7 protein-coding genes are annotated in these 12521 nt (G+C 43.2%); 2 read left to right on the top strand and 5 right to left on the bottom strand.

Annotation, left to right across the window (positions count from 1 at the left end):
* From xdhB to CAN34_RS02675, 5 genes are all read right to left on the bottom strand, one after another.
* A partial coding sequence (xdhB, locus tag CAN34_RS02695) for a xanthine dehydrogenase molybdopterin binding subunit (protein ID WP_089554332.1) occupies positions 1-2111 on the bottom strand: 2111 nt, incomplete at its 3' end.
* Positions 2112-2359: 248 nt separating this feature from the next.
* Complete coding sequence (locus CAN34_RS02690) at positions 2360-4054, bottom strand: xanthine dehydrogenase small subunit (RefSeq protein ID WP_089554331.1); 1695 nt, start codon at positions 4052-4054, stop codon at positions 2360-2362.
* Between the two features lie 765 nt (positions 4055-4819).
* Complete coding sequence (locus tag CAN34_RS02685; RefSeq protein WP_089554330.1) at positions 4820-5512, bottom strand: 1-pyrroline-5-carboxylate dehydrogenase; 693 nt, start codon at positions 5510-5512, stop codon at positions 4820-4822.
* Positions 5513-5523: 11 nt separating this feature from the next.
* Positions 5524-8781 carry a bifunctional proline dehydrogenase/L-glutamate gamma-semialdehyde dehydrogenase PutA gene (gene putA / locus CAN34_RS02680; RefSeq protein WP_089554329.1) on the bottom strand — a complete coding sequence of 1086 codons (3258 nt, stop codon included), beginning with the start codon at positions 8779-8781 and terminating at the stop codon, positions 5524-5526.
* 737 nt (positions 8782-9518) lie between these two features.
* Positions 9519-10814: an NCS2 family permease gene (locus tag CAN34_RS02675; protein WP_089554328.1), complete on the bottom strand. Its 1296-nt coding sequence runs from the start codon at positions 10812-10814 to the stop codon at positions 9519-9521.
* Between the two features lie 512 nt (positions 10815-11326).
* On the opposite strand from CAN34_RS02675, the gene tolQ reads away from it, so the two are divergent.
* Positions 11327-12058, top strand: a complete 732-nt coding sequence (gene tolQ / locus CAN34_RS02670) for a protein TolQ (RefSeq protein WP_089554327.1) — start codon at positions 11327-11329, stop codon at positions 12056-12058.
* On the top strand, positions 12055-12513 hold the full coding sequence (tolR, locus tag CAN34_RS02665) for a protein TolR (RefSeq protein ID WP_089554326.1): 459 nt from the start codon (positions 12055-12057) through the stop codon (positions 12511-12513). The genes tolQ and tolR overlap by 4 nt, the downstream gene beginning before the upstream one ends.
* Positions 12514-12521 lie beyond the last annotated feature (8 nt).

Here is a 12521-nt window from a genome sequence, read left to right as displayed (position 1 = left end):
GGAATCTTATAATTAGCCGCACTGTTAGAAGCTAAATTACCTTTTTTATCCCAAATCAGCTCTTCAGCCGTCAGCCAGCCCATGCCTTGTACAAAAGCACCTTCAATCTGACCAATATCCACAGCAGGGTTAATCGATTGCCCGACATCGTGCAAGATATCGCAGCGCAATACCTTATATTCACCCGTTAAAGTATCAATCTCAACTTCTGCACAAGCGGCACCCAAGGCAAAATAAAAGAAAGGTCGACCCCACGCTTTTGAGCGATCATAAAATATCTTTGGTGTTTTATAATAACCAGTAGAAGACAAACTAATACGGTGCTGATAAGCCAGTAAGACAAAATCGGCAAAGGTCAGCACTTCTTTGTCGCCTATATGCACGTGATTACACTCAAACCGGATATCTTCTGCGGCTACTGTGAAATGCTCAGCGGCAAACTCAACCATACGGTCTCTGATAGTGATACAAGCATTTTGCGCCGCTTTACCATTCATATCCGTACCCGATGAGGCAGCAGTCGGTGACGTGTTCGGCACTTTGTCCGTGCGGGTCGCTGTTGCTTTTACGGTCTCTAAATCGACATCAAATTCATTGGCGACGATTTGGGCAATTTTAATATACAGCCCTTGCCCCATCTCAGTACCGCCGTGATTGACTTGAATGGTACCATCGGTATAGATAAGTACTAAAGCTCCAGCTTGATTCAACGTCTGTACGGTAAATGAAATACCGAATTTCACAGGTGTTAAGGCAAGACCCAAACGTTTATCACTACCCTCGGCTTCGGCTTGTTGATTGGCCGCTGTAATTTGCTGACGACGCTTATCGTAATCATTGTCATCTGCTAGCGTCTGCATAATAGTAGCCAAATCAAAATGCTCAATCGGTTGACCATAATGGGTGCTTTGACCGTTTTGATATAAATTTTCCAGACGCACTTGCAAAGGATCTTTTCCTAAAGTATAGGCGATATGATCCATCATATACTCAGCCGTCAGCAGACCTTGTGGACCACCAAAACCTCGATAAGCAGTATTAGATACTGTATGAGTCTTGCAGCGGTGACCGGCTATCTGCGCGGCTGGATAATAATAGGCATTATCGCAGTGGAACATTGCGCGATCGACGATAGCATCAGACAAATCGGGCGAATAACCACACAATCCTGACAGCTGCATATCGACGCCCAGCACTTGACCGGCATCATTGACACCGACATCATATCGATTAGAGAACTCATGACGCTTACCAGTCACGACCATGTCATCTTGACGATCTAAACGCATGCTTATTGGCACATTTTGGCGCTTGGCAACGATACCGCAGAGACACGCCCAAGCGGCTGCTTGCGTTTCTTTACCGCCAAAGCCACCACCCATTCTGCGCACAATCGTCGTCACGGCATGAAAAGGTAAATCAACCACTTCGGCGACCAGCTGTTGTACTTCACTCGGATGTTGCGATGAGGTATAAACTTCAAGGCCACCATCATCACAAGGGACGACATAGGATACTTGCCCTTCAAGATAAAAATGCTCTTGGCCAAGCATATGAATATGTCCTGCAATGCGCGTCGGTGCCGTATCGATTGCGGCTGCCGCATCTCCGCACTCCATAAAATGACTGGGACGCACAAACTGCTCTTGCTTTAGCGCCTCATCAATAGTGAGAATCGCTGGTAATGGCTCATACTCTACAATAGCGTGAAGGGTGGCTTTTTTGGCGGCACGATGACTGGTTGCGACGACGGCAAATAAGGTTTGACCAACATATTCTGTGATCTCATCTACCATCAATGGATCACCATCAAAAACCGGTCCGATATCAGTCTTGGCTGGCAAATCTTTAAAAGTAATGACATCGATTACGCCATCGGCTGCCCTTACCGCACTCAAATCCATGCTTAATACGCGTGCGTGAGCATGAGCACTTTTTCCAACCGCTAAATGCAGGGTGCTTTGTGGCTTCAGCATGTCATCTACATAGGTGGCTGTTCCCATCACATGACTAATAGCACTGTCATGCTTGGCTCCGGTACCGATTTTATTTTTGGGTGGACGTACTCGGCGAATACTATAGCTGTCAAATAATGAAGAATGATGACTCATGGTGGCTCTCTCTTATATTTTTAGCAAAACCTATAATGCCTGCTTATAGCGTTTTGGCTGTATTATGAAAGCTATGTAGTAACTGCTTTTTAGTAGATAATCTAAAAAAAGCTGCGTTGCAAAATCATAGCTATCAGCATAATACTTTATGATAAATATCAGTATTTATAGCAAATATCGGTGTTTGACTTGCCTGTACGTGAAAGCGTATTTAGATATTAAAAAACTCTATACAACGTTCATAAACGTTAAGCGCTTTCAGCTTTTACATCTGCTACCAATTGCTTACCGCATTTAATAATTAGCCGCTGCACCACATGCATACGATATTCACGACTGGCTCTCACATCCGTCATTGGCGATACATCCATCGCTAGCATTTGCGCTGCCGTCTCAAAACTGGCAACGTCAACAGCTTGCCCGATCAGTGCTTGCTGACATTTTGCAGCCAATAAAGGAATCGCTGCCATACCGCCAAGACCAAGTCTTACATTTTCAATCGTCAAGCCATCTGCTGACAGATCAATTCTCGCTGCCAATAAGCAGGCCGAAATATCATCTTCGTAACGCTTACTAATCTTATGAATATAGAGATGCTGATTGTCTTGCAGCAGCGGAATATGCAGGGCAACCACATAACTACCAGCGCGTAGCTTGGTCTTTTTATAGTCTAAAAAGAATTCAGATAGAGGAATAATTTCGTCAACACAAGGTACTTGATTTGAGTGGACACCATTGTCATTGGTATTGTCAGCAGCACTATCAATATCTGAACTATCAACAGCAGCGCAATGACGTATATGAATATGAGCATCTAATGCCAATAAAATTGGAGGTAAATCACCAATTGGTGAAGCGTTAGCGACGTTACCACCGATAGTGCCCATGTTACGAATTTGCGGCGAGGCAATGCGTTCAAATAAATTGGCAAAGTTAGGAAAGTATTGCTCAAGGACAGGCAGCATTTGCTTATAGCTCATGCCAGCACCCAATACTAAAGATTGTATTTCTATTTGCTCTGAAGCTTGCTTGCCTTTTGATTCTGTATCTTTTGATTGTTTGCCATTGAGAGATTTAGAATCCGTAAGCGACCAAGATTTAAGCTCATCAATCGCTGACAGTTGCACAATGACTTCATGATCGACTAAGTGCTGCGTCACACTCAAGCCTAAATCGGTCCCACCCGCCCAAATAGTCGCCTTTGGATGGGCAGCTAGCACTTGATTGAGCTCATCAATAGAATGCGGAATGAACAGCTTACGCGACGCTTGAGTAAGAGCAGGCGCGATAGTGTTGGTGGTATTTGAAGCGGCTGGTTTGCTACTTACCATCGCATCTGTCGCGAGACTGATGGTTAAGTCTTTAGCTATTATCTGACCAGCATCACGTTGTCTGCCAATCTCACTCATTACTAAACCAGCATCTATAATAGGACGATAACCTGTACAGCGGCACAGATTTCCCGATATTGAAGCGACAATATCATCATAGCTAAGATCGTCAGTCGTCGACCCTTCTGCTACTTGCATGCGATGGTTTTCATAGGTACTTGCTAGCGTCATGACAAATCCAGGCGTACAAAAGCCGCACTGCGAGCCATGACAATCTACCATGGCTTGCTGGGCTGGGTGCAATAAAGCACGATCTGGATGATTGGCAGGATTGTCCGCGATAAAAGCGGCCGTCATCAGATGATGACCATCCATTAGCGACAGTAGCGTAATACAAGAGTTGAGGGTATAAAAAGGGGCATGATTAGAGCGGTCTGCATCTTGAGTAGGTAGCTTTTGCGCCATAATGGTACAAGCGCCGCAATCACCACTACCGCAGCCTTCTTTGGTATCGGTCTGCCGTTCGTGCAAGCGCAGATACTCAAGTACCGTGGTATTCGGATTGAGGTCAGTTAACTGCTTATATTTACCGTTCAAATAAAAATGAATCATAGCAATGCTCAGCTGTCAGAATAAAAGGAAGATAAAAAAATACTTTTATCTCTAATCGAATAATAAAATTTTAACAATCAGTATCTTAAAGGATAGTCGCGCACAAACGCTCTGTCCTTAAGTTAGTACTTAATTACCATGTTAATAAAATTTATACGATGACGATCATCATACCTACATCAATACTGATAGTTATACGGGTATTGAATAAGCTGACTGCCTATCTGACTACTGACTTGCTCAGGCTTAATCTGTTTGCGGTTTGAAATTTTCTATTTACCAATCATGTATGAGCATTATTAGTAAATCTGAAAGCGGTAATAAGGGTTCGGGTATAGGCTTAACTACCCTATCGGAAAATCGGAGAATATAAGCATAAACAAATCCTTTTTCTATGGCTTAAGGTACATCAACATTCCGTGTTGAAGGCGTTCAGCAGCCATTTAGCGAATAATTACTGACTAAACGGTTAATTTATATTATCACTATCTTTATTTAACTTACAACTTAAAAAAACATGTCATTTCGTTTAAAAACCAAAAAAACTCATAAAATAGTTGTCATCGGTTAAAAACCTTAACTATCCTTAGTCAAAAGCCATACCTTAGTCAAAAGCAATAAAATTAAATTGAGATATAAAAAAAACGGTCAGCAACGATTCACCAAAGCTCTTGGAAAATAATTACTGGCCGTCATGCTTGTAATTCTATCTTTTTTTATCGATAACTACATCTATCTAGTTTTTTATCTATAAAGATATAGCAGTTACTCTGTGCCAAGCTCTAACAAGCTAGCATTACCACCGATTGCTGTGGTATTGATTGTTCTTACTCGCTCAGTGACAAAGCGATAGAGATAATCAGGCGTCAGCATCTCTGACAAGCCTTCCATGTCAGTGACCGCAATTACTTGCGTTAAAATACCATCGGTATTGGCAAGCTCTTGGCTGATTACTTGCACTTCGCTCTGATTACCAGCGACAGCCACTTGAGCGAGACGGTCTATATACAATAGCGTAATCGTTTGCGAATCATTAGCAACGCTCAGCACATCATCACTGATACCAGACTCATAGAGGATTTTTGCTGCTTCATTACACATCTCATCTTGGCTTGGGCAATGCAATATTACTTCGTTACCGGTTAATAGCGCTGCTACCAATTGCCCAAGCACTGCCATTGCGCGGGCAGACTCGCCACCGATGACCATTGTCTTACCACGGGCGGTCACATACAAATCATTTGTTTCACCAGTAGCCCCAGTCATACGATGCACTTCATCCAGCATAGGCGCAGCACTCAATAAATGAGTAAACAAACGCTTTGCTTTATTGGCATCACCGGTAAGCAATGCCAATTTTGGAATGGCCGCTTGTATATAAGCGGCACGATCTAATGCGCTAAGTAATCGCCAAGCTTCACAAACCTGGGCATGATTTTTTTTGAATTCAGTCGCCATGTTGCTACTCCTTATGCAAGTTCTGTTTGAGTGATTGATTCGGTCGTATTGTTTTTAATACCTACTTGTTCGACAGCTGCTTGCTCTGTACTTAATTGCATAAGACGGGCGACATAATGTGGACCACCCGCTTTAGGGCCAGTACCGGACAGACCACAGCCACCAAATGGTTGGACGTTTACGACCGCACCGATTTGGTTGCGATTAATGTAGGTATTGCCCACAAAAGCACGGCGTTCAATATGTTCAACATTATTTTCAATACGGCTATGAATACCCAAGGTTAAACCAAAACCTGTGCCATTGATTGCGTCAATCAACTTATTCAAGTCAGGGGCTTTATAGCGCAGCACATGCAGGATAGGGCCAAAGTGCTCACCACCAATCACATCAATGCTTTTTACTTCAATCGCAGTTGGCAATACAAAGGTCGATTGCTCTTGACTGACGACCACACTGTCGCTCATCGGTGTCTGCGCCAAAATAGTAGCGGTAGGCTCAGCGCGCATGCGCTCGATATGTGCTTCAAGTCCTCGCTTGGCATCGTTATCGATCACTGGGCCCACATCTGTGGTCGCATATAAAGGATTGCCTACGACCAATTCAGCCATATTGCCTTGGAGCAGCTCAATCAAATCATCAGCCATCTCTTCTTGCACGCACAATATACGGCAAGCAGAACAACGCTGACCTGCTGAACCAAAAGCAGATAACACCGCATCTCTAACCACTTGTTCTGGCAGTGCTGTCGAATCGACAATCATGGCGTTCTGTCCGCCAGTCTCTGCGATAAATACGGGCAACTCGCCACTAGCTTGAGCATGACTGTTCAGGCTTTGGTTAATCCGCTGAGCCGTTTGGGTCGAGCCAGTAAATATAACACCTGCTATATTATCAGCTGCGGTCAATGCAGCACCAACGTCGCCAGCACCAATCACTAATTGCAACGCTTCTGCTGGTACGCCCGCTTGATACATCAGTTGTGCACCAAAATGAGCAATCAAGCTGGTTTGCTCAGCAGGTTTCGCAACAACCGTATTACCTGCTGCTAATGCCGCTACGATTTGACCGGTATAAATCGCCAATGGAAAGTTCCAAGGGCTAATACAAACAAAGGTGCCACGTGCTTTATAAACTTGACGAGACAGCTTACTTGCCAAATCAGTAAACTCGTGTACTTTTGCATCTAAACGCTCCGCTTCATCAGCATAAAAACGGCAAAAATCAACGGCTTCTTTGATTTCATCGATGCCGTCTTGCATCGTTTTACCCGCTTCAATTTGGCATAATGCCATCAATTCAGCATAGTTTTCTTCATATAAATCAGCCACTTTACGTAATATCATAGCGCGCTTAGCAGCGGGTACTTTCTGCCATGCGCTTTGCCCTGCTACTGCCGCATCGATCGCTTGCCGTGCCACCTCTGCATTAGCATAGGCTACGTTACCTGCGATGACCTCATGATTCCAAGGAGCGCGTACTGTTTGAGTATTGAGCTGATGGGTTTCGCCATCCGCTTCATAGTCATTAACTGCCTTGCCATTGACAATAGAAGTCGCTGACCAAGTTTTATGCAGATGACTATCAATAGCAGCTTTGAACGGTAGCCATTGTGACTCTACAAATATATTTGGACCAAAGCTGGCACGGCGCGCACCATAGATATCTAGTGGTAATGGAATATCTGGATTGTGCAAAGTAGCGTTGGTCAGTAGCTTGTCATACGGATGCACTATCAGCTTCTCAATCGGATAAGATTTGTCTAATAGCTGATGGACAAACGAGCTGTTGGCACCGTTTTCAAGCAAGCGGCGTACCAAATACGGCAGTAAGTCTTTATGTGCGCCAACGGGCGCATAGATACGTACTGGGATTTTATAAGCTTGTAAAATGTGATCATAAAGGGCGTCGCCCATACCATGTAGACGCTGGAATTCAAAGTCTCTATGCGCACTCATGGTCATAATCGAGGCAAGCGTATGGGCATTATGAGTAGCAAACTGTGGCCAGATGAGTCCGCGTAAATGCTCTGATAGCAAGAAGCGCGCGCACGCAAGATAGGCGGTATCCGTACCTTCTTTACGCGTCCAGACAGGATAGCCTGACAAACCTTTTTGCTGCGCCAATTTAATTTCTGTATCCCAATACGCGCCTTTTACCAAACGTACTGGAATACGGTCACCTACTTCAGTTGCCAAGCGCGCCAGCCATACTAAAATAGCAATAGCACGCTTAGAGTAACCCTGTACCACGATACCTAAACCATCCCAGTCAGCCGTCAAGTTGTCACGGTATAGAGATTCAAATAACTTTAAAGAAATCTCAAGTCGATCGGCTTCTTCCGCATCGATACTAAGATCAACGTTGACCTCACGTGCCGCTTCAATCAGTAACAAGCAGCGTTGACGTAATAACCCCATCACTTGTGCTTCTTGGGTGGCTTCATAGCGAGGATGCAATGCAGATAGCTTGATAGATACCGACGGCTTTGGCATGCCCTCTTTGACTTTGATACTGGCAGTGGCTTTAATGGCATGCAGATAATCGTTGAAGTATTTTTCGGCATCTTTATGCGTAATCGCTGCTTCGCCTAGCATATCAAATGAATAGGTATAGCCTTTATTGCGATAAGGCTGGCTGTTTTTATTAGCGCCTTCAATGGTTTCACCCAATACAAATTGATGCCCCATGATACGCATGGCTTTTTGCATCGCACTGCGAATGACCGGCTCACCCATCTTTTTGGTCATACGATCCAAAAACCCTGATGCAGTCGTATTACTATCGATACTCACAACACGGCCAGTCATCATCATGCCCCACGTCGAGGCATTGACCATAAAACCATTGTCATTTTTTATGTGCTTTTTCCAGTCAGCCACACTCATTTTGTCATGAATCAACGCATCAGCAGTGTAATTATCTGGTACTCGAATCAAAGCCTCTGCCAAGCTCATCAGTAGAATACCTTCTTGGGTATCCAAACTGTACTCAAGCAATAGTGAGTCGACCATTTTTACGGCTTTGCCATCATTGCGCACGTGCTCGACCAGCTGACGAGTCTGCGTGGCAGCAGCTTCACGTTCTGCATCACTGGGTTTGGCTAATGGCAATAAGTCCGTTAACCAGCGCTCTTCATCGACGCTATATAACGGTGAGATACGTGCATGTAGCTCCTCTGACGATTGGGTAATATATTCTGGTGACAGCAAATCGATAGGATTAAATAAAATCGGCTCTTGCGGGGTAAACTGCTCTACTGGGTTCATAACAACTCCATAACTATCGTTTAAAAACCATCATAAATGGTGCTTTCGGAAATTTGATTATCTATAACCATTATTATCTTTTAACCCCTACGACTTTTAATAGTAGGTCATCAATAGTAGATAATAAATAATATTCACAGCAATAATCGAAAGACCAAACGGCGCCATCACAAAACGAGAAAATCCAGCATAGGCTGGAAGAGGTCAAGTAGGTCGTTCTAATGTTAAACGGACTACGTTAACAATATAAAGGCAACAACGTACAGTTAAGCGGCATTAGTGCCTTCTTCTTGTTAGTAGTGAAAGGAGTGCGATTGCAATACTAGCCATCAAACTTAAACGCTACTGGCTCAAATTGCAGTCTTATATGATACTAATTCACTGGTAAGAAAAACCTCTACGGCGTTGATTGAGGTGATGCGCTTAACGTTGTCATATTAACATGAAAAAAAACTTCCAACTAACGATATTACTTAATTTCAACCAATCAAAATATTGTTTAAAAACAAATATTTATTAACGATACTGCAAAAATGACGCTTTGGTTATAAATTATTGTTTACTAACAATATCTAATTGGTTTATGAATCAAACACTTGTATGCATTTTTGACAAAATAACTTATTTTTAAGCATAAAAAACCCTTGTTATCATTCAATGATAACAAGGGTTCAGAGAATAAAACGGTCGCTTATTTCAGCTTAAGTTTCAGCTAAACTTAAACCTATCTTAAAATGCTATATAAATACAATTTTGGCAAGTAACACGGCGGTTAATATCCAAACTGGGACACTAATATCAGAGAACTTACCCGCTACGACTTTGATGGCAGTAAAGGTAATAAATCCAAGCGCAATACCGTCAGCGACAGAATAGCTCAAAGGTGTAAATAACAGTACTACTACCACTGGCGCTGCTTCTGTTAAATCATTCCATTTAACATCTTTTAACGTTTCCATCATGAGTACAGCGACATAAAAGATAGCGCCAGCTGTCGCATATCCTGGAATCATACCAGCGAGCGGTGAAAAGAATATACTGAGTAAAAACAAGACCCCCACCGTCACTGCCATAAGCCCAGTACGACCACCTGCAGCAATACCTGAAACACTTTCAATATAACTGGTTGTTGATGATGTTCCCAGTAATGTACCTGCCACAGTCGCGGTTGAATCTGCTAATAGTGCTTTGCCCATATTAGGAATTTTACCGTCTTTACCAATTAAGCCTGCTTGACTGGTGGTCGCAATCAAGGTGCCTGCGGTATCGAATAAATCGACGAATAAGAAGGCAAAGATAACACTGATCATCGCCACATCGAATGCACCAGCAATATCAAGCTGCATAAGCGTTGGGGCAATAGATGGCGGCGCAGATGTAATACCAGTGAACTGCGTATTACCCGTAATCAGACTGATAAGCGCCACCAGTAAAATACCAATGGTGACCGCGCCTGGTATTTTTTTATGGGACAGACCAACGATGACAATAAAACCTAATGCCGCCATCGCAGGTGCAAACGTGGTCATATCGCCAAGTCCCACCAGCGTCGCGTCATTATTGACGATAACGCCTGCGGTTTGTAGCGAGATAAAGGCCAAAAACGCACCGATACCAGCGACGACACCTTGTTTAATACTATCCGGAATAGAATTAATAATGATTTCACGGATTTTGAACAAACTTAACAGGACAAAAATACAGCCGGACAAAAATACTGCGCCCAGTGCGGTTTGCCAAGCGTAGCCCATCCCTAAAACCACACCATAAGTAAAGAAGGCGTTGAGCCCCATACCTGGTGCTTGTGCAACTGGCAGGCGGGCATAAATCCCCATAATAAAACAACCAATCGCGGCAGCAAGACAAGTAGCGACGAATACCGCGCCTTTATCCATACCAGCGTCAGCAAGGACGTTAGGGTTAACAAAAATAATGTAAGCCATCGTTAAAAACGTGGTTACACCAGCTAAAATCTCCGTTTTGATCGTGGTGTTTTCACCATTGATCCCAAAATAGCGTTCGATTGCGTTCATAAGAGTCGCTTCCAAATTGCAGTAAGTAAATTATCATTATCCAACGGTATTGATAACTGTCGCTTCCAAGTTGCGACAATCAATGCTGCGTTTAAATCAAACATATAAAAATACATCCAAATTGCGACGATAAATGACGCTTCCAAATTGCGACTGTAAATGACGCTTATAAACTAAGGTTAGAGATGATGCTTTTAGTCCTTTAGCCACACGTAATTTGGCAAATACAAAACTATCATGAAAAATGATAGCAACAAACGATAACATTCTAGTGAAATTATCTTACAATTTCAATGAATCTGGTCACCTTCTAGCTGCAAGAGTGCAAATTAGTTGACCATATGGACAATATGATAAAATCAATACGCTGTCATCATGTTTTTTAGAAAAAAATCATCATTGTGTAATTAGCACATTATTAGTGATATTTATCTGGTTTAACAGTACACTAGTGGGTTGAGATAAAAGCGCCACTTAGATTGACTATTATCAATTATCCATGAGTTCAATACATGCCTGAATCATTAAATATTATCGACCTTATCACCCAAGCCAGTCTACTGGTACAGATTGTGATGGCATTATTATTATTAGCCTCTTTGCTCAGTTGGGTCATTATTTTTCGAATGAGTGCGCGGCTCGGTACCGCCAAAAACTTTGACCAACAGTTTGAAACTTGGTTTTGGTCAGGTGAAGATTTAGCCAAACTATATCAAGGGATTCAAGGGTCACCTGAGCGCCAAGGGCTTGAGCAGATTTTTTATGTTGGGTTTTCTGAATACTTAAGAATGCATAAGAAACGCCAACCTAAAGACGATATCATTGATGGTGTCGAGCGCAAGCTAAGAGTTGGCTTAGGACGTCAACAACAACTCTTAGAGTCAGGACTAACGACGCTCGCAAGCATTGGTTCGGTTGCGCCATATATTGGCTTATTTGGTACCGTTTGGGGCATCATGAATGCATTTTTGGGGCTATCACAAACTGAGCAAGCTACCTTAGCCACTGTCGCCCCTGGTATCGCTGAAGCATTGATTGCAACTGCTATGGGTTTGTTTGCGGCTATTCCTGCTGTACTGGCTTATAACCACTTTACAGCCAAATCCAGTCGCCTATATGATTCACGCGCATTATTCTGTGATGAGATGACGGGTATGCTACAACGCGAAACCAGTATTGAAAATCCACAACCTAGCACTCAAGTAAACCAAGTCAATCAAAGTACTCAGGTAGCTGGTCTATGAAACAAAGTCCCTATCGCCGTGAGAAAAAAGCGCTGAATGCGGAGATGAACGTTGTTCCTTATATCGACGTGATGTTGGTGCTGCTAGTAATATTTATGGTCACAGCGCCGATGCTGATTACCGGTGTCGATGTTGATTTACCAAAAGAACAAACCAATACCATGAGTCAAAGCCAGCTGCCAGTGATTGTGTCGTTAACTGATAATGGCGAGATTTTTATCAGTTATGAAAGCAAGGTTGATGTACCTGTTAGTGAGCCAGAACTGATTGACACCCTATCCAATTTGCAAAATAGAAGTAGCGATGTGGGCGCTCAACCGGTACAAGTCATGATTAATGCTGACCAAAACAATCAATATGGCGCCATCATGACGCTAATGGCGACTTTACAACAAGCCGGTATCCAAAAGGTCGGGCTATTGACTGGCGCTCCCCTGCCTACCCCTTCATTGTAATAAATTGC

This window comes from Psychrobacter sp. DAB_AL32B (assembly GCF_002224105.1).
In the GTDB taxonomy this organism is placed as follows: Bacteria; Pseudomonadota; Gammaproteobacteria; order Pseudomonadales; family Moraxellaceae; genus Psychrobacter.
The sequence above is the reverse complement of the archived record's forward strand: the minus strand, read 5'-3'. Positions and strand labels throughout refer to the sequence as shown.

Coding starts and splice junctions, on each gene's coding strand:
- tolQ (WP_089554327.1), top strand. CDS start 11,327: ATGCCTGAATCATTAAATATTATCGACCTTATCACCCAAGCCAGTCTA.
- CAN34_RS02675 (WP_089554328.1), bottom strand. CDS start 10,814: ATGAACGCAATCGAACGCTATTTTGGGATCAATGGTGAAAACACCACG.
- tolR (WP_089554326.1), top strand. CDS start 12,055: ATGAAACAAAGTCCCTATCGCCGTGAGAAAAAAGCGCTGAATGCGGAG.
- CAN34_RS02690 (WP_089554331.1), bottom strand. CDS start 4,054: ATGATTCATTTTTATTTGAACGGTAAATATAAGCAGTTAACTGACCTC.
- putA (WP_089554329.1), bottom strand. CDS start 8,781: ATGAACCCAGTAGAGCAGTTTACCCCGCAAGAGCCGATTTTATTTAAT.
- CAN34_RS02685 (WP_089554330.1), bottom strand. CDS start 5,512: ATGGCGACTGAATTCAAAAAAAATCATGCCCAGGTTTGTGAAGCTTGG.